Origin of the sequence: Ralstonia sp. 25mfcol4.1 (genome assembly GCF_900104095.1) — a bacterium.
Classification (GTDB): Bacteria; Pseudomonadota; Gammaproteobacteria; order Burkholderiales; family Burkholderiaceae; genus Cupriavidus.
The window spans coordinates 110,039-130,227 of the sequence record NZ_FNJO01000013.1; the positions used below are offsets into that span (position 1 = coordinate 110,039).

The following is a 20,189-nucleotide window of genomic DNA, read 5'->3' on the forward strand; positions in this document are numbered from 1 at the left end:
ACTCAGAGTGCGACTGCGCGAAAGCGCCGAGGCGCCAGGGCGGTGTATCGCGGCCCATCGGCCATCACCGCCGAGGCTTCTGGCGAAGCCAAAGCGGCTTCGACTGCGTCCTCATCTCGAAAGATGCACTGACAGAGGGCGACCGTTCCGTCCCGCGCCGGAGTGGGAAAGAGTGCGGTCACGCTAAGCAGGCCGTACGATCCCCACGCCTTCCTGACCAGCGGGAGGTGAACCGCAACGTAGTAATCCCGATCGAAGCGGTCTTGTGGGGTGCCCTGATAGGTCACATAGACCACAACGGAGGCAGCTGAAGTGTTCATGGCTAAGGTTCCAGAGTCGAGGGGTCCGAATGTGTTCACCGTCGGTCCGCACGGGACATTCGAATAGGAGCGCCATGGTCGCACCCACAATATTGTTTGGGGACTGTCAATTCTGTATATTTCTCGTACATTTTTGAACGAATGTACGTGGCATGGAATGGAACGACGTTCGCATCTTTCTGACTGTCGCCCGGGCTCGATCCTTTGGCGAGGCGGCCCGGCGTCTGGACGTCAGCCACCCCACAGTCGGTCGTCGCATAAAGGTGCTCGAAGAGGAAGCCCGGCAACCGCTATTTCGTCGGACCCCGGAAGGACTGGTGCTGACCGATGCCGGAGACACCTTGCTGGCGCTGGCGGAATCGATGGAGGAATCCGCGCTGTCCATGGAACGGCGTCTGGCGGGCAACCACAACCGCCTGGAAGGCGTCCTTCGGATTTCGTCCGCGGACTGGTTTGGCGCCTATGTCCTTGCCCCCGTCCTGATCGAGCTGACCCGCCGTCATCCCGCTGTCGTCCCGGAGGTCATTGCAAGCTACCGACTGCTAGACCTTTCCCGGCGCGAGACGGACGTGGCTTTTCGCATCGTGCCTTTCAGCGAACCGGATATCGTCCAGCGTCGCCTGATGCGGATGCCATATGGTCTCTACGCATCGGCCGACACCGCGCAGGCAATGCAGGACGACCCCGCCTCCGTGGGGCTCATTCTCATGAATACCGCGCAATCGCACTTTCCCGACGTGGCCTGGCTATTGAACAGGTTTCCACTCTGCCGACGTGTCTTCACAAGTACGAGCCGAACGGTCCAGGCGCAGATGTGCGTGAGGGGCATGGGAATTGCGGTGCTACCAAGGCCGCTTGGCGATGCCTTTGCCGGATTGACGCGCGTCGACACACCGGATCACCCACCGTCACGCGATATATGGGTGGGTTATCACCACGACCTGCGGCACATGGAACGCTTGAGGGCAATGCTGGATATCGCCGACATGACACTGTCGAATTCAGAATGGACGGCGGGGTGAGTTGTCTATGTCGGGAGGCCTAAACCAAAGCGTCTTACTCAAAACGACCCTCTGCGTTCCGCCTGCGCCGGTGGACGCCCATCGCCCTCTGCATGAAAGCGGAATTAAAGTCGATGGCGAGAACGCACGATGGATGCCGAAGCCTCGCAGGCGGCTGGATCGCTAACACGGCGAATGGGAACACGCGGCAAGCTTGAGGACGCATCCGCTGCCCCAGTCCGGTGATATGACGAACCGGCCGTTCCTGTCAGCGACTTGGCATCGTCCTCTCGAAATTACGGATGCCACGTCGTAGGACGGACACTCGGATCCCGGGAGCCGGAAATTGCATAGGACACTTCTTTTCCCGCGGCCAGCATCAGCTCCACATACTCCGCCAACTTATCGCGCGTCAACCGGCTAATGGGCCCCGAGATGCAAAGAGCCCCGGTCAACGTCCAGTTAATTCCAAACACCGGAACAGCCAGGCTCGAAACTTCAGGCTCTCTTTCGCCCATCGAGATGAAATAACCATCCTTGCGAATGGCCTCGTATGGCTCGCCGCTTTCGCCTGCGAATGCCCGCAACACTCTGCCCGGCGCCCCGGTGAGAGGAAGCCTTTCCCCGACGCGCACGTGGTGTCGCACCGCGCCTGGTCCTTCCACCCGCACCAGGCAGGCCCGAGTATCGCCCTCCCGGACATAAAAGGCCGCGCTTTCGCGTGTTTCGTAGCTGATTCTCCGGAGCACCGGCTCCACCGTTTCATTGACGCGAAATGCAGCCTGATAGCGCGCGCCCAGCCACCCTGCGGCCGCGCCGAGGCGCCATTGCCCATCTTCGCGTTGGACCAGGTACTCACTTTGCGCCAGTGTCCGCGCCGTGCGCAGAACGGTCGATTTGCCCATGCCGACTCGTCGGCTCAACTCCGACAGCGTCAACGAAGCGTCATCGGCAGAGAACGCCTCAAGAATTTGCAGGGCCCGGGTGACGGCGATGATTGTGTCTTTATCTGCACCTGCTGGCGTCTGTGCAGGCTGAGCATTCCGTTTCATGGCACATGTTCCGCTATGGACAACGCGATTGTATAGCACGGAACAGAAATCTATAGTCGAGGCACAAATACAAGGTTCGATTGGAGACACCCTTGAAGATAATCCTTCGCGTTCTGGCCGCCTGCTCCATTGCCGCGGTGCCCGGCCTTCCTGCGTATGCTGCAGACACCTATCCGGCCAAGCCCATTCGCCTCATCGTTCCATTCCCACCCGGGGGTGCGCCGGATACCTTCTCGCGCGAAATAGCCCAACAACTTAGCCGGGACCTGAAGTGGACCATCGTCGTCGACAACAGGCCAGGTGCTGGCGGCAACCTTGGCGTGGAAGCTGCGGCAAAAGCATCGCCTGATGGCTACACATTGGTGTTCGGCCAGACCAGCAATCTTGCTATCAACCCGTCGTTGTACAAAAAGCTGCCGTATGACCCAGCGAAAGATCTGACGCCCATCGGCTTGATTGCCTCCGCACCTCTCGCGATTGTTGCCAACAACAGTTCACCCTACAAAAATCTGACCGACGTACTTGCCGCCGCAAAAGCCAAGCCAGGCACGGTAACGTTCGGTACGCCGGGCAATGGCACGGTCGCACACCTCGCCATGGAACTCCTGCAAAAGCAGGCCGGGGTAAAGATGCAACACATTCCATACAAGGGTGCATCGCAGGCGCTCACCGACGTCCTGAGTGGCCAGGTAGAAATCTATATTGGCTCCGTCCCTACGGTAATGGGTCAAATCAAGATGGGCAAGCTGCGCGGAATCGCCGTGACCTCGGGTAAGCGTTCGCCGCAATTACCTAACACGCCAACCGTAGCGGAAGCCGGAGTAAAGCAATTTGAGGCCGACACATGGTTCGGCCTGCTTGCACCCGCCGGCACCCCCGCACCGATCGTCGAAAGACTCAACGCTGAATTGAATCGCGTACTCCAGGTCCCCGCCGTACGTTCCAAGATCGAGGCGGAAGGCGGTCAGGTCCTGGGCGGTAGTAGCGCTGCGTTTGCAGGCTTATTGCAAAAGGATCTTGCTCGCTGGCGAGTCGTGGTCAGCGACTCGGGCGCGACCATCGATTAATGCCTCGGCGCGCGTCTGCGCGCCAGATTCCACGTTCCCGGTTTTCACGATCCGTCAGTTGGCTTGCCAACTGCGCGGCTGGATTCACTCGTACATTTTTGGAGCAACCATGTCGCAAACCCAGCAACAGCCTGATGTCATCCGTGATTTCGAACGCGTTTCGTCCGACATCGTCAGGCAGGCGTCCGAGTACGCGTCCTCGATCTTCGCCGATGTAGCCGGTCGCCGCGGTGGCCTGCATGGGCGGATCGCACCACTGAGCCAAAAAAGCAAGTTCTGCGGTCCGGCTGTCACCGTGGAGGTTCGCCCCGGCGATAACCTCATGATTCACGCCGCGATGGCACTGGCTAAACCTGGCGACGTCATCATCGTTGACGGCAAAGGCGACCAAAACAGCGCGCTGATGGGCGCAATCATGGTCAATCAGTGCATTGCTCTCGGTGTCGCGGCCGTCGTCCTGGATGCCGCTGCGCGTGATGCCGAAGAGATCATCGAGACCGGCTTCCCGATGTACTCCGTAGGACTGAATCCCAACGGACCTACCAAGTTCGTACCGGGCCGCGTAAATCATCCGATCCAATGTGGTGGCGTTACGGTGCACCCGGGCGACCTGGTCATCGGCGATGCTGACGGTGTGGTCGTCATCGAGCGCGAAAAAGCGCCGGCTCTGATCGCGGAGGCTGCAAAGAAGGTAGCGGCCGAGCGCAAGCGCATCGAAGGTATCAAATCTGGCGACGCACTGCGGCCATCCTGGCTGGACGACGCGCTGCGTGCCGCCGGTGTACTGAAGGCTGGGGAAACGCTGTGAGCGCGCCGGACAAGCCCGTAATCGTTGTGACCGCGGCGAACATTGCGCCACAGGCGGTCGCACTGCTGTCCGACTTCGAACTGGTCTATGCAGGAAAAGCCGCAACCGAAGAAGAGACCGCAGAACTTTGCCGGCGTTACGCGCCTGTGGCGATCATCGTCCGCACAAGCAAGGTCGGCGCCATGGCGCTCGATGCGGCGCCGTCGATTCGCGTTCTGTCAAAGCACGGAAGTGGCATCGACAACATCGACCAGGACGCGGCGAAGGCCCGCGGCGTCAAAGTGGTGGCGGCGACAGGCGCAAATGCGGCAGCAGTGGCCGAACAAGCGCTGGCGCTTATGCTAGCCTGCGCGAAATCGGTGGTGACACTGGACCAGCGCACGCGCAAGGGCCATTGGGACAAATCGACGCACCAAAGTCTCGAACTGCAAGGGCGCACGCTTGGCCTTATTGGCCTGGGTGCGATCGGCCGCCGCTTCGCGCGGATCGCCTGCGCCATGGATATGAAGGTTATCGGATACGACCCATATGCCGCCGACCTGCCGACGGGCATCGAGCCCGTCAGCCTTGACGAAATCTGGGAAAACTCGGATGTCATATCGTTCCATTGCCCACTGACTGCCGAGAATCGAGGACTGCTCAACCAGGCGAGCCTGGCCAAATGCAGGGACGGCGTTATCGTCGTCAATACCGCACGCGGCGGGCTCATCGAAGAAGACGCGCTTCTGGCAGCCGTTGAAAGCGGAAAAGTGGCCGCAGCAGGCCTGGATTCATTGCAGCAAGAGCCGCCACCTGCCGATCATCCCTTCTTCATAAACAGCAAGTTCATCATCAGTCCGCACATCGGCGGCGTCACGAGCGATGCCTTCGTCAACATGGGTGTAGCCGCCGCGACGAACGTGCTGGCCGAACTTGCGAAGCTGCAGTAAGGAGCCGACATGAGTGAAGCACCAAGGCGGTGGCAGCGTAAGCCGGACGGCAGCAATTGGGGGGAATTTGGTCCAAACGATCAGCGTGGGCGCATGAACCTCGTGGATCGCACCAAGGTACTGCAAGGCGTCGCGGAAGTTCGCGAAGGCATTACGTTCTGCCTTTCGCTTCCCCTCGATTATCCCGGCGGCCAAACCATGAACGCGCGTCGGCAGCCACCCCGGCGCTTCGCCGTCCTTCGGGATGGAAAGAGCGCCGGGCAGCAGGGTTTCTGCTGGTCGTATCGTTCCGAGGATCCCGATCTGACAGACGTGGTCAATGACGATGTCGTGCTCATGAGCCTGCAGTATTCAACGCAGTGGGACAGCCTGGCACACGTGGGCAGTCATTTCGATGCCGACGGAGACGGCAGCGACGAAGCCGTCTTCTACAACGGCTTTCGCGCTGGCGAGGACATCAGAGCCGGTGTCGAGACTCAAGCGCCCGAGGCGTGGGCAAGATACGAGAACCCGGAAGCGCGCGCGTTGAGTATCGCCGTCCTTGCCGAGCACGGTGCCCAAGGGCGCGGCGTCATGATCGACATCGAGCGCCACATCGGACGCAAACGACAAGCTGTGGGCTACGAACAGCTCATGCGCATTCTGGAAGCAGATAACGTCACCGTCGAGCCGGGCGATATGGTCTGTCTCCATACCGGGTTCGCTGACACGTTGCTATCGATGAACAAGTCGCCCGATCTCAAGGTACTTCACGAATCCGGAACCGGACTGGACGGCTACGACGCGAAGCTGCTCAATTGGATCACCGACTCGCGCCTGGCATGCCTGCTGGCAGACAATCCCGCCGTGGAGCTGGTTGTGCCGAAACCGCTAACGCCCTCCCCGATTCGCGGGCCACGACTGCCGCTGCACGAACATTGCCTGTTCAAGAATGGCATTCACCTCGGCGAGCTGTGGCATTTGACACCATTGGCCTACTGGCTGCGCGAGAACAATCGTAGCCGCTTCCTGCTGACAGCACCGCCTCTGCGCCTTCCCGGTGCAGTCGGGTCGCCCGCGACGCCGATCGCAACCGTCTAATACAAAACTACGGACTCCGGAGACAAGAATGTTCAAGCCAGTTATCGGCGCCATTGCCAGCCTGACACTGCTGTGTGCCACCACCTGCGCCAGCGCCGCCTATCCCGATCATCCCATTCGCCTTGTCGTCCCATATCCGGCAGGCGGGGCGGCTGATACGGTCGCCCGGATTATCGCTGCCCCTCTGGGTACCAAGCTGGGCCAAACCATTGTCGTCGACAACCGCCCCGGCGCAAGTGGAGTGATTGGTGCCGGCGCTGTCGCCAAGGCCGCGCCGGACGGTTATACCCTGCTGCTGGACGCTACCGCTCATTCGGTCAACCCTAGTCTGCAACCGAAGCTTCCTTACGATACCGCGAAGGACTTCGCTCCCATCTCACTCGTGGTACTAGTGCCCAACCTTCTGGTGGTGCCACCGAATTCTCCGTTCAACTCGCCCAAGGACATCGTGGCGCGTGCGAAGGCTACGCCTGGGAAGCTCACCTATGCGTCCGCGGGCTCGGGCACCGCTCAGCACCTGGCCGCAGAACTGTTCCGTCAACAGTCCGGGCTGAATATGCTGCACGTACCCTACAAGGGCGGTGCACCAGCGTTGAGCGACCTGATGGGCGGTCAGGTAGATATGATGTTCAGCAACATGGCGGCGTCTTACCCACTGGTCTCCGGCAAGAAGCTGAAGGTACTGGCGACCACAGGCGCGAAGCGGTCTCCCGCGCTCCCAGATGTCCCGACCATCGCTGAATCCGGGCTGCCGGGCTACCAGGTCTATGAGTGGAACGGCTTGTTCGCGCCTGCCGGCACTTCCGTCGATATCATCGACAAGATCAACAAGGCAACCATCGAGGTCCTGACACAACCCGCCGTCAAGGAACGTCTCGCGGCAATCGGCGCGGAAGCTTCTGGCGATAAGCCCCAGGAATTCCGAAAGTTCCTTGATGCGGAGCGCGAAAAATGGGCGACAGTCATTAAACAGGGCAATATTCGCGCGGAATGATGTCGGATCTGCGAAGGGCACTGCGCGGATCGCCGATGGCCGGTACGCCAGTCGTCAGGGCCATTGGGATCGTCGCTTCTTTCGCCCCGATGACATGACGCACGGATCCGGGATGAATTGACCGCGCACGCGAGCGACGTGTTTGGGGCGATGGCGTTCAGGACAGACCGCGCGGATCACGACAGCCGGAAGCAAAACAGCCGACCAATCGGTCGGCTGTTTTCTTGAGAAGCCGCGGAAGGCTTGCGGAAAGTTCGGCTCGAATGACTACCCTTCCGCCCGCCTTGCTCACGCCGCCTTACTGCTTCGTGGCGGTGGAGGCCGGCGCCACCTTCTCAGTTGCGACGGGGCTGGCCTTCGCACCGGCAGGAGCAGCAGCCTTCGCCGGGCTTGCCTTGGTGGCCTTGGCGTGCGCGGTAGCGTGCTTGTGGGTAGCGGTCTTGGCAGGAGCCTTCACAGCGGGAGCCGTAGCGGCTTGCGCAGCCGGAGCGGCAGGTGCCGGGGCCGCAGCGGGAGCCGGGGCAGCGCCTTGAGCAAAGGCGGCGCCGGTGATGGCGAGGGAGGCGATGGCGGCGGACAGCTTCTTCATGATGAATCCTTCTCTCAGGTTAGAGGCACAGCAAGTTGCCGTGCTCGCCCGTAAAAACGACCCGCGTTGATTTAGCGTTGACCAGGAGGTTGTGACAAACCGTAAGGGATGTTTCCGCAAACCCTAACCCGGGGTCGTCTGTCTCGACCCGAGAAGCATGCCGGCGTGCTGGCTTCGAAGGCGCTGCAGGGTGGCAAGATCTTGCGCGCGAAGCGCGTCCGGATAGTTCACTGTCCCTAGGGCCGGCACACCGCTGCACCGGCTGACCAGAGCGTCAGGAGCCTCCAAACCAGTTGTAACCTTGGTCTACCCAATAGCCGCCCGGAAAGGTGTTGGTCACGAACAGTTCCATGATGTGCTTGGGATTCTTGTATCCGAGCTTGGTCGGCATCCGGAGCTTCATCGGGAAGCCGTACTTTGGCGGCAGGCGCTCACCGTCGTACGTAAACGTCAGCAAAGTCTGGGGATGCAGCGCCGTGGCCATGTCGATGCTTTCGTAGTAATCATCGGCGCAGCGGAACCCTACGTACTTTGCCGTGGTATCGGCGCCGATGCGCTGCAGGAAGCCGGAAAACGGCGTGCCGCCCCAGCGCCCGATGGCGCTCCAGCCTTCCACGCAGATATGGCGCGTGATCTGTTCGGCCTGGGGCAGCGCGTAAAGCTCCTCCAGGGTCCAGCTCTTCTTGTCCTGCACCATCCCGCCGATCTTCAACCGGAAGTCGTCGCCGTTCACCACGGTAACTTCATCGATCCCGTAGAACGCGTTGAACGGGAAAGGTCGCGTGATATCAGATTCGGTATAGGTCGGCGCCAGGCGGTTGGGATCGAAGAGCCACGCCTGCACGCGGTCGTTCATGCGCGACACCCGCGACAGAAACGTTTCTACCGAGGCTTCGTCGGTCAGGCTGCAGCCAGTCAGCATGGCCAGCCCGCCAAGCGTAAGGATGCGCTTGCCGAACAGGCGCCGCGCCGGAGCGTCGAGTTCGCGCCGCACATCGATAACAAGCGACTCGCGGTCGATGGCCATGGGTCTGGAAGACTTGGGGTTCACGTTCATGCTCCAGGTTGGATCAGCGTCCGCGGATCATCGTCAGCAGGCTGCGCGGCACCAGCGCCACCATGACCATGTGCAGCACCACAAAGGCGGCAAGCAGCGCCATGGCGCAAAAATGGACCACGCGCGCGAAGTCGTAGCCGCCCATCATCTCGCGCAGCAGGGGAAACTGCACGGGCTTCCAGATCGCAATGCCCGACAGCACGAGCACCAGCAGCACCACCATCACCAGGAGATAGGCGAGCTTCTGCACCGCGTTGTAGTGGCTGAGGTCGGCGTGAGACAGGCGCCCGCGCAACGCGGCGCTCAGGTCCTCCAGCACTGCACGCGGCCCCAGTGGAAAGAACTTGCGGGCAAAGCGGCCCGTGGCGAGGTTCATCGCCAGATAAAAGATGCCGTTGAAGAACAGCAGCCACATGGCCGCGAAATGCCATTGCAGCGCGCCGCCCAGCCATCCGCCCAGCGTGATGTCGCCCGGAAAGCGAAACGGTGGGAACACCGGCGAAGCGTTGTAGATGCGCCAGCCGGACAGCATCATGACCAGGGCCGCCAGCGCATTGAGCCAGTGCGTGATACGCACCCAGCCCGGCTGGATCTTGCGTGGGGCGACGCGAGCGTTGACTGCGTCATGCGAGAGTGCCATTTCGCCCTCCTCCAGAACCTGAAACCGGGCACCGTGGGCGACTGCTTGCCGCCACCGGCGCCTGGCCGAAATTGCCCAGCGTTACTTGCCCATCTTGTCGTGCGACTTCGGCTTGGCCATCTTGTCCTTGGACATGTTGTCCTTCGCCATGCCGTCCTTGGACATCGCATCCTTCGACATTGCATCCTTCGACGTACTCTCCTTGGCCATCGAATCCTTCGACATGGCGTCCTTGGACATGGCCCCACCGGTCTGGGCGAATGCTGCCGTGCCACCCAGCATGAGCATTGCGGAAACAACGGCGATTGCGATCCTGTTCATGTTCGACTCCTCGTTACCTTGCGTTTGGACCGGGAGCGCCCCGGTTGACGAAACTCCGCGCCGCGCCGTGACCAGCGGGCACCAGATTCACACGGGATGTGTGCGTCTGGTGAGAAATTCGACGCAGTGGCGCATCCGGTTACAGCGCCCTGGAAATTTTTTCTGGCCGGGTTGGACATGACAGTGCCGAAGCGACTCGCAACACACACAAAGGCCGCCGCAGCGTAGAATTCGCGCAACTCAACGTAGCCCGTGTAACCAACGCGACCGATGGAGCGAACTGTCGAACAGGATCTGTTAAAACGGCGGGAGTCTCGCCTGCTCGACCTGTTTACAGGTGGACTGGCGGGCAACCAAGGGGCATACGCGCAATTTCTCACCGAGCTGTCCGCAATGCTGCGCGGCTATTTCCGTAATCGGCTGCCGCAGCAGGCGGGGGATGTCGAAGACCTGACCCAGGAAGTGCTGCTGGCTGTCCACAACGCGCGCCACACTTACCTGCCGGGACAGCCCCTGACGGCCTGGGTGCACGCGATTGCCCGGTACAAGCTCGCGGATCATTTTCGTGCGCATGGGCGTCAAGATGCGCTGAACGACCCGCTGGACGCAGCGCAGGACATCGCAGCGGCACCCGACCTGGAGCCGGCGCAGGCGAAGCGCGATTTGAGCCTGCTGCTGGACCAGCTGCCGGATCGTCAGCGCCTGCCGATCGTGCACGTCAAGCTGGAAGGGCTATCGGTCAGCGAAACCGCGCGGTTGACCGGCATGTCGGAATCGGCGGTAAAGGTGGGCGTGCATCGCGGGCTGAAGGCGCTCGCGGCAAAGATTCGAGGAACACGATGAACACGGACGACCTGATTTCCATGCTGGCCACCGGCGTCGCGCCAGTCGACCGACACGCGGTCGGCCGCCGTTTCGGCATCGCCCTCGCTGTAGGGGCAGCCATGGCGCTATTGCTGCTGTCCATCACGCTGCATTTCCGTGCCGACCTGGCCGAAGTCGCCGGCACGCCGCTTTTCTGGGCCAAGGTGGCACTGCCGCTGTCGCTGCTGCTGGGCGCATTGTGGATGGTGACGCGGCTCGCGCGTCCCGGCATGGGCACCGCCGCCGGCTGGCCCGGCATTTCATTGCCGTTCGCCGCGGTGTGGCTTGGTGCGGCCTATGTGCTGGCCGGCACGCCGGCTGGCGAACGCACTGCGGCAATACTCGGACAAACCTGGCGCGTCTGCCCGTTCGCGATTGCCATGCTGTCCGTGCCCGTGTTCATCGCCATCTTCTGGGCATTGCGCGGGCTGGCGCCCACGCGGCTGCGGCTGGCCGGCGCGGTGGGCGGCCTGCTGTCTGGCGCGCTCGCCACGCTGGTCTACTGCCTGCACTGCCCTGAGATGGGCGTGGCGTTCTGGGGCGTGTGGTACGTCCTCGGCATGCTGGTGCCCACCGCCATCGGCGCGTTGTTTGGGGAGCGTCTGCTTCGGTGGTAATGGAAGCTGTCGGTTCACCCAGAAACCCTGATCCCTATCCGGGCGCCCCACGCCGAGGGCCAGACGGCCATCCGATGCGCGCGCATCGCCAGGGGCGCTAGCTTGCCGCTCAGATTCCCTGTCCGCCAGACACTTCAATCCGCTGCGCATTGACCCAGCGGTTGTCCTCCGACAGCAGGCTGGCGATCATCGGACCAATGTCTTCGGCCACTCCGACGCGTCCCAACGCCGTCATCCCGGCGAAGAACTGGTTGAATGCCGGAGTGTCGCGCACTGCACCGCCGAAGAAGTCCGTTTCAATCGCACCCGGCGCTACTGCGTTGACCGTGATCCTGCGCGGGCCAAGCTCCTTCGCCATGTAGACGGTGAGCACTTCCACGGCGCCCTTGACCGCGGCGTAGGCCGACCAACCTTCGGCGGATACGCGCGTCAGCCCCGTCGAGAGATTGACAATGTGGCCGCCATCTGCAAGCAGCGGCAGCATCGTCTGCGTGAGAAAGAACACCCCCTTGAAATGCACATTGACGAGCATGTCGAACGCCGCCTCGCGCATTTCGGCGATCGGCGCTACGTCGCCATGTCCCGCGTTGTTGACAAGGTGGTCGAAGCTGTCGCGCTGCCAGGTGTGGCGCAGCACGGATCTCAGCCGTTCCGCGAAATCAGGGAACGTGGCGATATCGCCGGCATCGAGTTGCAGAGCCACCGCCTTGCGGCCCAGCTTCCCGATCTCCGTGACGACCGCGCTGGCCTCCGCTTCCCGGCTCCGGTAGGTGAGGATGACGTCCCCGCCCTTGCGGGCGATCGACAGGGCGGTGTTGCGGCCGAGGCCACGGCTGGCGCCGGTGACGAGAGAGATCGTGGTCATGAGTACACTCCTTGGCGTGTGAGGGAAACCGGTGTCCATTCTGTTGTCTGGCACGCCTGAATCGCTTGCCTGAATCTCTTTGTTCCTTGCCTTTTCCTCCAAACGTGGTGTCCCAGTCGGTGGGAACCCGCTACGATGGCAGGTGATGAATCGCCACCCTGCCCAAAGATGAGTGACCTGTTGCTTGATGCCGTGCGCCGCTATGCGGAGGTGCATGCCGGGCCCACCGGCATTGCCCCGACTCCCATTCCGGGCCTGACAGCCATCCGGGCGACGGCCCCCAGCGGCATTGACTATGCAATCTCCAGACCGCTCGCGTGCCTTGTCCTGCAAGGCAGCAAGCGGGTGGCCATGGGCAGCCAGACGTTCGACTTCAGCGCTGGCGAGTCGCTGCTGATTACCTCGGACGTGCCGACGATCAGCCAGATCACGCGCGCCAGCACTGACGCGCCGTACTATTCCCTCGTGTTGGATCTCGATGTGGCAGCTGTCGCCGAACTGGCAGCCGAGATAAAGCTCGGGCCGGTCCCCCAAGAGTCGCCTGTACAGGTCGAACCGTCGGATGCCGATGTCGCGGATGCGGCGCTGCGGCTGATGCGGCTGATTTCGCGTCCGGCGGCAATACCAGTGCTGCAGGCACAGCTCGTGCGCGAAATCCACTACTGGTTGCTGGTGGGCAAGCATGGCCCGGTGATTCGGCAGATCGGCCGTCCGCAGAGTCACGCTCAACGTCTGGCCCGCGCCGTCGCTTTGCTGCGCGCTGAGTTCGCTCAACCGCTTCCGGTTGAACGCCTCGCGTCAACCGCTGGCATGAGCGTGTCGTCCTTTTACCAGCACTTCCGCGCAGCCACATCGCTGTCGCCGCTACAGTTCCAGAAGCAGTTGCGCCTCATCGAGGCACGCCGACTCATGACGTCCGAAGGCATTTCGGCAAGCGATGCTGCGTTTTCCGTGGGTTATGAAAGTGTCCAGCAGTTTACGCGTGAGTACCGCCGGATGTTCGGTCTGCCGCCGGGAAAGGACAGGGAGGCGGCAATGCAAGGGGCCCAGCCCGACCGATCTGCAGCGCGGGGTGAGGGAATACGCGCTTAGGTGATATGTCGAAGTGCGCGCGTAGTGTCGATGGCAGTTCAAATGCGCGCATGCGCGGTATGGGGTGTCATGCGCCCGGGGATTTCGCTACGCCTCTGCGGACGAGCATGTCAAATAGCAGCTGCGCGGCCGGCGCCAACGGGCGCCCTCGGCGCGAGATCAATCCCAAGGTTCGGGTGATCGCCGGTTCGGTCAGTGGTATCGCGAGTAGCCCACTGCTGGACTTTGGCGGCAACGCCATGCGCGGTACGACACCGATTCCCAGCCCCGCCTCGACCAGGCTTACCAAGGCGGGAACATGATTGACCTCGCAGTACCAACGCGGTCTCACCTGCTGTCGCGCCAGGGCCTGGTCGATCAGTAGGCGATTGCCGCTGCCTTGCGCGAGCGTGATGTAGTCGAAATCCCCAAGGTCTTTCCAATGGACGCTTTTACGCGTGGCTAGCGGATGCCCTTTGCGACAGGCGACGACAAACGCCTCCTCAATCAACGGGCAGAATTCGATGTCAGGCTCCTGTGTCCCGATATAGGTAAGACCAAAATCCGCATCGCCTCGCGTGACGGCGAGCAGCACATCCCCAGAAGACTCATCAATGATGCGCAGGCGTATCCCCGGATATCGCTCGTGATACGGCCCCACGACAGAAGGCAGGAAATGGCCTACCGCGGAAGGCACGCAGGCTAGCGTCACCTCGCCCGACAGCCGCTCGGAAACGGTCTGAATGCCGAGCATGGCCTCTTCCAACTCATTGATCACGTTGCGTGCCTTGTGGACGAACATGCGCCCCACGGTCGTCAGCTCCACCTTCCGCGTGGTCCGTGTGAAAAGCGCGACGCCCAGCGCATCTTCCAGTTTGTCCACGCGGCGCGAAAGCGCCGACTGTGACAGGAACATCGAATCCGAGGCCGCTTTGAAGCTTCCAAGGTCGGCGACGGCCAGAAACGCCCGCAAATCCGCGAGATCGAAATTCATGTGTATAACGCAAAAATACTTGTGATTTTTGCACTTTACACTGGAATCCGGTACGCGCGATCATTCGCAGCACGGACAGCGAAGTCATGCCGTCCTGACCAAGCAGGAGACAAAATGCCCAAACAAGTACGCGAGCCGGTACGCGGCATGTCGCGCCGTGCCGCGCTTGCCGCCCTCGCGATGCCGCTAGCCACTCTGCTGATTCCCGCCCAAGCGCAGACGTGGACACCCGTCAGGCCCATCCGGCTGATCGTCCCCTACGGTCCCGGCGGAAGCTCGGACGCCATTGCACGCGTCATCGCGGCCGAAATGTCGAAGGGCCTCGGCCAACAAATCGTGGTGGACAACAAGGGCGGCGGCCAGGGTGTCATCGCGATGCAGGAAACCGCGCGCGCCGCGCCCGATGGCTACACCCTGGTTCTCGGCCACGTGGGCACGCTTGCCGTCAACCCAGCCATGATGCGCAAGCTTCCCTACGATGCCTCGAAGGACTTCGCGCCGGTAACGTTGCTCGCAAAGGTGCCGATGGTGTTCGCGGTGGGGCCGTCCGTCCATAGCGATTCCCTCAAGGCATTCATCATGAAGGCCAAGGCGAAGCCTGGCGCGATGACTTACGGCTCCGCGGGCAACGGTAGCGCTGGCAATGTCGCCTTCGAGATGCTCAAGCAGACCGCGCATATCGATCTTGTGCACGTGCCATACAAAGGTACCGGTGCCCAGATTACCGACTTGCTCGCCGGCAACATTGACGCCGCGTCGGCGGGCCTGGCGGGCATCCTGCAACACGCCAAGGCAGGCAAGCTGCGCATCCTCGCGGTTGGATCGGCAAAACGCCTTGCACCAATCCCCAACGTTCCCACTATTGCCGAGGAAGGCTACCCGGGATTCGAAAGTTCCCAGTGGTTCGGGCTGATGGCACCGGCTGGCACGCCCGCACCGGTTGTCAGCCGTCTCCATGCCGAGGCCGTAAAGGCCCTGGCTACGCCACTGGTGCGACAACGCCTTGAGGAAGACGCGAGCACGCCTGTCGGCGCCGGCAGTACCGAGTTCGCGGCATTCATTCGAACCGAGCAACAGCGCTGGGGCACTGTAGTGCGCAGCGCGGGCATCCAGGCCAACTAAATCCCTCAGAGATTTTCCGCATGCAACAAGATCGAATCACCCTATCCGAAGCCGAGCTGCGCCAACTAGGAACGCGGGCGTTCCAGGGGCTGGGCCTGACCGAAAGCGATGCCCGTGATGTCATTGACATCCTCGTGCTGGCAGACCTTTTCGGGCTGAGTACCCACGGCCTGTCCCGCATTGAATCCTATGGCGAACGCCTGCTGTCCGGCGGTATCTCGGCACGTCCCGCCATCACCATCGAGCGTGCCGCACCGGCGCTGGTAAAGGTCGATGGCGGCAACGCCGTCGGTCCGCTCGCAGGCATGAAGGCGCTGCGCGCCGCAATGGAAGTCGCCGGGCAATTCGGCATCGGCATGGCCTTCGTCCGGGGCAGCAACCACTTCGGGCCGGTTTCACCCTACAGCTATATTGCCGCGGAAGCCGGGTTCGCCAGCATGATCGGCAGCAACGCCACGACGACCATCGCGCCATGGGGCGGCAGCGATGCGCGCCTGGGCAACAGCCCGCTAGGCTTCGGCGTACCCGGGCATGACGGCCGCCACTTCCTGCTGGATATGGCCATGAGCGTGGCCGCGCGCGCCAAGATCCGCAATGCGCTCAAGGCAGGACACCCCATCCCGGATTCCTGGGCCACCGACGCGCAGGGACGACAGACTACCGACCCCAAAGCCGCTCTCGATGGCTTCCTGCTACCTATTGGCGGGCACAAGGGCTATGGGTTGGCCTTGATGGTCGACCTCTTCGCCGGATTGCTCTCGGACGCGGCGTACCTCACGCACGTCAAGTCCTGGGTCGATGCACCTGACGAACCCCAGAACCTCGGCCATTTCTTCATCCTGATAGATACCCGGCGACTGGGCTCCGCACAATGGCTGGCTGCACGAATGAAGGACTTTGCAGCCATCCTCAAGGGCAGCGCTCCGGCCGAGCCGGGCAAGCCGGTCATCGTTCCCGGGGAGATCGAGCTCGACAAGCTGACACTTCAGCGCGAAACGGGCATTGTCATGGATCCTGCCGTGAAGGCACTACTGGATCGACATGCGAATGCAAAGGCCAACTGAATGACGCACGCCGGAGACACCATGACCGATGACAATGCGCGGCGCGAGCTTGCGCCGACTGGAATCATTCGCGCGTCTATCAATGTTGGAAACCCAATCCTCGCAAACCTCGATGCCCAGGGAAATCCAGTCGGCGTTTCAGTAGACCTGGCCGGCGAGTTTGCCCGTCGTCTTGGCGTCCCGCTCGAACTTGTCGTGTTCGACTCTGCGGGAAAGTCGGTCGATGCGGTCACGGCCGGGCAGGCTGACTTCGGATTCTTTGCCATCGACCCGGTCCGAGGGGCTGGCATTGCCTTTTCCGCACCCTACGTGCTGATCGAAGGCGCATACCTGGTCAGGAACGACTCCCCGGTCAGGACGAACGATGAAGTCGACCTTCCCGGATGCAGCGTTGTGGTGGGCAAAGGTAGCGCCTACGACCTGCATCTCACGCGTGCGTTGCGACAGGCTCACATCGTGCGCGCCCCAACGTCTCCGTCCGTTGTGCAAACATTCCTGGAACAGGGCGCGGACGTGGCTGCCGGAGTTCGACAGCAATTGGAAGTCGATGCCGCGCGCACGCCAGGCCTGAGGCTGCTGCCGGGCCGCTTCATGGTCATACAGCAGGCCATGGGCCTTCCCAGGGCCCGAAGCGCTGAAGCAGTGGAACTGCTCTGGCGGTTCGTCGAGGAAATGAAGGCCTCCGGATTCGTCTCGGACGCGCTCACCCGTCACGGAATCGAAGGTGCGTCTGTCGCGCCCATGACATCATAGCGACTGACAGATTCCCCGACAGCTCGCCACCTGTAAGCGGCGATGCACGGTGCAACTCGGGGTTCGCCTACACGCCCCCCGGCGGGGGGCGTTCTGCATCCTGACTGGGAACGGCGTCGTGGGCGGCAGCTGGTACGAAGCGGCACGACGGTAATCTCGCGCAATCACGGCGTGAGATGCGCGGAATGGTAAATGACGCAAGTCCTAGAGACTCCCCTCTATGTCTGTCACTGCACCGTCTGTCAACGTCGAAACGGGCGCGCGGCACTCCCGGTCATGCGGATCGCAATTTGGGGGAGCCGTTACCCGGCAACGCATCCGGCATGGACATATGCGGTCTTTACCGTCGTGTAGAACTCGCGTGCGTAGCTGCCCTGTTCGCGTGGCCCATAGCTAGAGCCTTTTCTACCGCCAAACGGCACGTGGTAGTCAACGCCGGCCGTGGCCGTGTTGACCATGACCATGCCTGCTTGCGCATGGCGACGGAAATGGGCCGCGTACTTCAAAGACGTGGTGCAGATGCCTGCCGACAGGCCAAATCGCGTGTCATTGGCCACGGCCAGCCCTTCCTCGTAGTCCTTCACGCGAATCACCGAGGCGACCGGGCCGAACACTTCCTCCTGATTAATGCGCATGGTCGAAGTGGTGTCGACCACAAGCGCAGGCGTTAGAAAGAAGCCCGGCGCGGCAAGCTCAAGCCGCTCGCCCCCGAATACCGTACCACCCTCCTCACGCGCGATCGCGATGTAGCGTTGGTCCTGCTCGAGCTGTCGCGCGTCAACGACCGGGCCAATTTGCGTATCGGGCGCCAATGCATCGCCCACGCGCAGGGCTGCCATGCGGCTTCGCATGGCATCGACAAAGCGGTCATGGATATTCGCTGTGACGATCAGGCGGCTCGAGGCCGTGCAGCGCTGGCCGGTCGAGTAGAACGCACCATTGATGCAGGCTTCCACCGCGACATCGAGGTCGGCATCGTCGAGCACGACCATCGGATTCTTGCCGCCCATCTCGAGCTGGAATTTCTTCCCAGACGCCACGCAGCGCGCAGCAATGCCACTGCCCGTGGCGACGGAGCCGGTAAAGCTGATGGCGTCCAGGCCGCTCGATGCAACCATGGCCTCTCCGACTACCGCGCCGCGGCCCATCACCAGATTGAGCACACCCTGTGGCAAGCCTGACTCAACCAGGATATTGACGAGTTCCCACGCGCTGCCCGGCACCAGTTCCGCAGGTTTGAAGACAACGCAGTTGCCATAGGCCAGCGCGGGTGCGATCTTCCACGCGGGAATCGCCATCGGGAAGTTCCATGGGGTGATCAGCCCGATGACGCCAAGCGGCTCGCGCGTGACCTCGACGGTCATGCCGGGACGCACCGACGGCAGGATTTCGCCTCCGAGCCGCAGCGCCTCGCCAGCAAAGAACTTGAAAATCTGGCCGGCGCGCGCGACTTCCCCGATGGCTTCGGCCAGCGTCTTGCCCTCCTCACGTGCCAGCAGCCGGCCCAATTCGGCCTTGCGCGCCAGGATCGTGGTGCCAGCCTGGTCGAGCACGTCGAAGCGCTGCTGCGGCGTGGACAGCGACCACGATACAAATGCCTGGCGCGCCGCCGCGATGGCGCGCTGCGTGTCCTCGGCATCGGCCTGGGCGAAATGACCGATCACATCGTTCAAATTGGACGGATTGACGTTCGGTGCCGTGCACTGGCCGTCCACCCACTGTCCGTCAATATGGTTGGGAAACGATTTCATGGCGATTCTTGCAGGATCAGGGCATCAGGTATTGAGCAGGCCGCGGGCGGCCAGGCTGGCGTACAGCGCGCGCACGCCGAACGTCCACGGCGTAATCTCGGTACTGAGCCGCACCGTGTTCACCAACGCACCGAGCGCAGGCGTCGAAATGGTGACGCGGTCGCCAAGGTGGTGGGTAAATCCGGCGCCGGGCGCGTCACGGTCCTGGATCGGCGAGAACATCGTGCCCAGGAAGAGCATGAAGCCGTCCGGGTACTGGTGATGCGCGCCCCAGGTCTGGGCGACCAGGTCGGCGGGGTCGCGGCTGATCTCGCGCATATGGCTGACGCCGTCGAGCACAAACTGGTCGTCAGCGCCTTCCACGCGCAGAGACAGGCTGGCCCCGCGCACGCTGTCCAGCGTGAAGCCATCGTCGAACAGCCGCACGAACGGACCGATCGCGCACGAGCCGTTGTTGTCCTTGCACTTGCCGAGCAGCAGTGCCGAACGGCCTTCGATATCGCGCAGGTTCACGTCATTGCCAAGCGTGGCGCCCACGGGCGTGCCCCTGCTGTTGACGGCCAGCACGATTTCCGGCTCGGGGTTGTTCCACACCGACGCCTGCAGCAAGCCGACGTCCGCGCCAAAGCCCACCGCCGACATCGGCTGCGACTTTGAGAACACCTCGGCGTCGGGGCCAATGCCGACTTCCATGTACTGCGACCAGGCGCCGCGCCGTTCGAGCTCGGCCTTCAGCCGCATGGCGGCGTCCGAACCCGGAACGATCTTCGACAGGTCGGTGCCGATGGTGGCGGCAATTGTCTCGCGCACGGCCTTGGCCTTGGCCGGATCGCCTCCCGCCTGCTCCTCGATCACGCGTTCGATCAGGCTCACGGCGAAAGTCACGCCGCAGGCCTTGATGGCCTGCACGTCGCACGGGGCCAGCAGTTGCGCCGAGCCGGCCTGGCCATCGAGCGCGGCCTGCAGCAACGGCTCTACGCGGCCGAGCGATGCGCCGTTGGCTGTGCGCGCAATCTCGACAGCGTCGGCGCGGTCGAACAGATCGGCGGTCGTGGGAACGGTGGACGTGATGTCGAACACCTCGCCACCGCGCACGGCGACGACGCACGGGCCGGCGTGGGCACCATCGTGCCGCCAGACGCGGCCGATCAGCAGCGCCTGCGCGAGGTCCTGGGGCAGGCAGTCGGAAGGGGAAAGGGTATGCATGGTTACCTCGACGACGGTTCTGTT

22 protein-coding genes are annotated in these 20,189 nt (G+C 62.5%); 12 read left to right on the forward strand and 10 right to left on the reverse strand.

All coding sequences use genetic code 11. The features are described 5' to 3' along the window. Positions 1-2 precede the first annotated feature (2 nt). On the reverse strand, positions 3-320 hold the full coding sequence (locus tag BLQ58_RS21490) for an EthD family reductase (RefSeq protein ID WP_092601924.1): 318 nt from the start codon (positions 318-320) through the stop codon (positions 3-5). Positions 321-472: 152 nt separating this feature from the next. On the opposite strand from BLQ58_RS21490, the gene BLQ58_RS21495 reads away from it, so the two are divergent. Then, positions 473-1,342 carry a LysR family transcriptional regulator gene (locus BLQ58_RS21495; RefSeq protein ID WP_092601926.1) on the forward strand — a complete coding sequence of 290 codons (870 nt, stop codon included), beginning with the start codon at positions 473-475 and terminating at the stop codon, positions 1,340-1,342. Between the two features lie 275 nt (positions 1,343-1,617). Here BLQ58_RS21495 and BLQ58_RS21500 read toward each other — a convergent pair whose 3' ends face one another. Then, on the reverse strand, positions 1,618-2,373 hold the full coding sequence (locus tag BLQ58_RS21500) for an IclR family transcriptional regulator (RefSeq protein WP_092601928.1): 756 nt from the start codon (positions 2,371-2,373) through the stop codon (positions 1,618-1,620). 92 nt (positions 2,374-2,465) lie between these two features. Here BLQ58_RS21500 and BLQ58_RS21505 point away from each other — a divergent pair, with 92 nt between their 5' ends. The 5 genes from BLQ58_RS21505 to BLQ58_RS21525 all read left to right on the forward strand — a co-directional run bounded on the left by BLQ58_RS21505 (position 2,466) and on the right by BLQ58_RS21525 (position 7,251). Continuing rightward, complete coding sequence (locus tag BLQ58_RS21505; RefSeq protein WP_092601930.1) at positions 2,466-3,440, forward strand: Bug family tripartite tricarboxylate transporter substrate binding protein; 975 nt, start codon at positions 2,466-2,468, stop codon at positions 3,438-3,440. A gap of 109 nt (positions 3,441-3,549) precedes the next feature. Continuing rightward, positions 3,550-4,248, forward strand: a complete 699-nt coding sequence (locus tag BLQ58_RS21510) for an RraA family protein (protein ID WP_092601932.1) — start codon at positions 3,550-3,552, stop codon at positions 4,246-4,248. Further along, the gene (locus BLQ58_RS21515; protein ID WP_092601934.1) at positions 4,245-5,177 is read left to right on the forward strand and encodes an NAD(P)-dependent oxidoreductase; all 933 of its coding nucleotides are present in this window, start codon (positions 4,245-4,247) and stop codon (positions 5,175-5,177) included. Before BLQ58_RS21510 ends, BLQ58_RS21515 begins: the two co-directional genes overlap by 4 nt. A gap of 9 nt (positions 5,178-5,186) precedes the next feature. Further along, the gene (locus BLQ58_RS21520) at positions 5,187-6,257 is read left to right on the forward strand and encodes a cyclase family protein (RefSeq protein ID WP_092601936.1); all 1,071 of its coding nucleotides are present in this window, start codon (positions 5,187-5,189) and stop codon (positions 6,255-6,257) included. Between the two features lie 28 nt (positions 6,258-6,285). Continuing rightward, the gene (locus BLQ58_RS21525; RefSeq protein ID WP_092601938.1) at positions 6,286-7,251 is read left to right on the forward strand and encodes a tripartite tricarboxylate transporter substrate binding protein; all 966 of its coding nucleotides are present in this window, start codon (positions 6,286-6,288) and stop codon (positions 7,249-7,251) included. Between the two features lie 298 nt (positions 7,252-7,549). Here BLQ58_RS21525 and BLQ58_RS21530 read toward each other — a convergent pair whose 3' ends face one another. From BLQ58_RS21530 to BLQ58_RS21545, 4 genes are all read right to left on the reverse strand, one after another. After that, positions 7,550-7,840 (reverse strand): hypothetical protein, encoded by a 291-nt coding sequence (locus tag BLQ58_RS21530; protein ID WP_175459964.1) that lies wholly within the window; start codon positions 7,838-7,840, stop codon positions 7,550-7,552. Between the two features lie 274 nt (positions 7,841-8,114). Beyond that, entirely contained in the window at positions 8,115-8,897 is a 783-nt protein-coding gene (locus BLQ58_RS21535; protein WP_092601940.1) for a molybdopterin-dependent oxidoreductase, read from the reverse strand. A gap of 13 nt (positions 8,898-8,910) precedes the next feature. After that, positions 8,911-9,537, reverse strand: a complete 627-nt coding sequence (locus BLQ58_RS21540) for a cytochrome b/b6 domain-containing protein (protein WP_092601942.1) — start codon at positions 9,535-9,537, stop codon at positions 8,911-8,913. An 81-nt stretch (positions 9,538-9,618) separates the two neighbouring features. Next, a complete protein-coding gene (locus BLQ58_RS21545) occupies positions 9,619-9,858 on the reverse strand; it encodes a pentapeptide MXKDX repeat protein (RefSeq protein ID WP_092601944.1) in 240 nt (79 codons plus the stop codon). Positions 9,859-10,128: 270 nt separating this feature from the next. Between BLQ58_RS21545 and BLQ58_RS21550 the strand changes: the two genes are divergently transcribed. Together BLQ58_RS21550 and BLQ58_RS21555 are read left to right on the forward strand one after the other, a co-directional pair. Next, positions 10,129-10,701: a sigma-70 family RNA polymerase sigma factor gene (locus tag BLQ58_RS21550; protein ID WP_092601946.1), complete on the forward strand. Its 573-nt coding sequence runs from the start codon at positions 10,129-10,131 to the stop codon at positions 10,699-10,701. Next, positions 10,698-11,339 (forward strand): DUF1109 domain-containing protein, encoded by a 642-nt coding sequence (locus BLQ58_RS21555; protein ID WP_092601948.1) that lies wholly within the window; start codon positions 10,698-10,700, stop codon positions 11,337-11,339. The genes BLQ58_RS21550 and BLQ58_RS21555 overlap by 4 nt, the downstream gene beginning before the upstream one ends. Positions 11,340-11,448: 109 nt before the next feature. On the opposite strand, the gene BLQ58_RS21560 is transcribed toward BLQ58_RS21555, so the two are convergent. Continuing rightward, positions 11,449-12,204 (reverse strand): SDR family NAD(P)-dependent oxidoreductase, encoded by a 756-nt coding sequence (locus tag BLQ58_RS21560; RefSeq protein ID WP_092601950.1) that lies wholly within the window; start codon positions 12,202-12,204, stop codon positions 11,449-11,451. A 168-nt stretch (positions 12,205-12,372) separates the two neighbouring features. Between BLQ58_RS21560 and BLQ58_RS21565 the strand changes: the two genes are divergently transcribed. Next, on the forward strand, positions 12,373-13,296 hold the full coding sequence (locus BLQ58_RS21565) for an AraC family transcriptional regulator (RefSeq protein ID WP_092601952.1): 924 nt from the start codon (positions 12,373-12,375) through the stop codon (positions 13,294-13,296). Positions 13,297-13,363: 67 nt separating this feature from the next. On the opposite strand, the gene BLQ58_RS21570 is transcribed toward BLQ58_RS21565, so the two are convergent. Further along, the gene (locus BLQ58_RS21570) at positions 13,364-14,269 is read right to left on the reverse strand and encodes a LysR family transcriptional regulator (RefSeq protein ID WP_092601954.1); all 906 of its coding nucleotides are present in this window, start codon (positions 14,267-14,269) and stop codon (positions 13,364-13,366) included. 114 nt (positions 14,270-14,383) lie between these two features. Between BLQ58_RS21570 and BLQ58_RS21575 the strand changes: the two genes are divergently transcribed. Genes BLQ58_RS21575 through BLQ58_RS21585 form a run of 3 tightly spaced genes read left to right on the forward strand, consistent with a single transcriptional unit; the run spans position 14,384 to position 17,208 of the window. Further along, on the forward strand, positions 14,384-15,391 hold the full coding sequence (locus BLQ58_RS21575; RefSeq protein WP_092601956.1) for a Bug family tripartite tricarboxylate transporter substrate binding protein: 1,008 nt from the start codon (positions 14,384-14,386) through the stop codon (positions 15,389-15,391). 20 nt (positions 15,392-15,411) lie between these two features. Then, entirely contained in the window at positions 15,412-16,455 is a 1,044-nt protein-coding gene (locus BLQ58_RS21580) for an Ldh family oxidoreductase (protein ID WP_092601958.1), read from the forward strand. Positions 16,456-16,476: 21 nt separating this feature from the next. Continuing rightward, complete coding sequence (locus tag BLQ58_RS21585; RefSeq protein ID WP_092602032.1) at positions 16,477-17,208, forward strand: ABC transporter substrate-binding protein; 732 nt, start codon at positions 16,477-16,479, stop codon at positions 17,206-17,208. Positions 17,209-17,510: 302 nt separating this feature from the next. Here the strand turns inward: BLQ58_RS21585 and BLQ58_RS21590 are convergent, their stop codons facing one another. Together BLQ58_RS21590 and BLQ58_RS21595 are read right to left on the reverse strand one after the other, a co-directional pair. Continuing rightward, positions 17,511-18,959 carry an aldehyde dehydrogenase family protein gene (locus tag BLQ58_RS21590; RefSeq protein ID WP_092601960.1) on the reverse strand — a complete coding sequence of 483 codons (1,449 nt, stop codon included), beginning with the start codon at positions 18,957-18,959 and terminating at the stop codon, positions 17,511-17,513. A 24-nt stretch (positions 18,960-18,983) separates the two neighbouring features. Then, a complete protein-coding gene (locus tag BLQ58_RS21595) occupies positions 18,984-20,165 on the reverse strand; it encodes a fumarylacetoacetate hydrolase family protein (protein ID WP_092601962.1) in 1,182 nt (393 codons plus the stop codon). Between the last annotated feature and the right edge of the window lie 24 nt (positions 20,166-20,189).

Excerpts from the sequence above, each read along its gene's own strand:
- BLQ58_RS21490 (WP_092601924.1), bottom strand. The coding sequence starts at position 320 with ATGAACACTTCAGCTGCCTCCGTTGTGGTCTATGTGACCTATCAGGGC.
- BLQ58_RS21495 (WP_092601926.1), top strand. The coding sequence starts at position 473 with ATGGAATGGAACGACGTTCGCATCTTTCTGACTGTCGCCCGGGCTCGA.
- BLQ58_RS21500 (WP_092601928.1), bottom strand. The coding sequence starts at position 2,373 with ATGAAACGGAATGCTCAGCCTGCACAGACGCCAGCAGGTGCAGATAAA.
- BLQ58_RS21510 (WP_092601932.1), top strand. The coding sequence starts at position 3,550 with ATGTCGCAAACCCAGCAACAGCCTGATGTCATCCGTGATTTCGAACGC.
- BLQ58_RS21520 (WP_092601936.1), top strand. The coding sequence starts at position 5,187 with ATGAGTGAAGCACCAAGGCGGTGGCAGCGTAAGCCGGACGGCAGCAAT.
- BLQ58_RS21525 (WP_092601938.1), top strand. The coding sequence starts at position 6,286 with ATGTTCAAGCCAGTTATCGGCGCCATTGCCAGCCTGACACTGCTGTGT.
- BLQ58_RS21530 (WP_175459964.1), bottom strand. The coding sequence starts at position 7,840 with ATGAAGAAGCTGTCCGCCGCCATCGCCTCCCTCGCCATCACCGGCGCC.
- BLQ58_RS21535 (WP_092601940.1), bottom strand. The coding sequence starts at position 8,897 with ATGAACGTGAACCCCAAGTCTTCCAGACCCATGGCCATCGACCGCGAG.
- BLQ58_RS21540 (WP_092601942.1), bottom strand. The coding sequence starts at position 9,537 with ATGGCACTCTCGCATGACGCAGTCAACGCTCGCGTCGCCCCACGCAAG.
- BLQ58_RS21545 (WP_092601944.1), bottom strand. The coding sequence starts at position 9,858 with ATGAACAGGATCGCAATCGCCGTTGTTTCCGCAATGCTCATGCTGGGT.
- BLQ58_RS21550 (WP_092601946.1), top strand. The coding sequence starts at position 10,129 with ATGGAGCGAACTGTCGAACAGGATCTGTTAAAACGGCGGGAGTCTCGC.
- BLQ58_RS21555 (WP_092601948.1), top strand. The coding sequence starts at position 10,698 with ATGAACACGGACGACCTGATTTCCATGCTGGCCACCGGCGTCGCGCCA.
- BLQ58_RS21560 (WP_092601950.1), bottom strand. The coding sequence starts at position 12,204 with ATGACCACGATCTCTCTCGTCACCGGCGCCAGCCGTGGCCTCGGCCGC.
- BLQ58_RS21565 (WP_092601952.1), top strand. The coding sequence starts at position 12,373 with ATGAGTGACCTGTTGCTTGATGCCGTGCGCCGCTATGCGGAGGTGCAT.
- BLQ58_RS21570 (WP_092601954.1), bottom strand. The coding sequence starts at position 14,269 with ATGAATTTCGATCTCGCGGATTTGCGGGCGTTTCTGGCCGTCGCCGAC.
- BLQ58_RS21575 (WP_092601956.1), top strand. The coding sequence starts at position 14,384 with ATGCCCAAACAAGTACGCGAGCCGGTACGCGGCATGTCGCGCCGTGCC.
- BLQ58_RS21580 (WP_092601958.1), top strand. The coding sequence starts at position 15,412 with ATGCAACAAGATCGAATCACCCTATCCGAAGCCGAGCTGCGCCAACTA.
- BLQ58_RS21585 (WP_092602032.1), top strand. The coding sequence starts at position 16,477 with ATGACCGATGACAATGCGCGGCGCGAGCTTGCGCCGACTGGAATCATT.
- BLQ58_RS21590 (WP_092601960.1), bottom strand. The coding sequence starts at position 18,959 with ATGAAATCGTTTCCCAACCATATTGACGGACAGTGGGTGGACGGCCAG.
- BLQ58_RS21595 (WP_092601962.1), bottom strand. The coding sequence starts at position 20,165 with ATGCATACCCTTTCCCCTTCCGACTGCCTGCCCCAGGACCTCGCGCAG.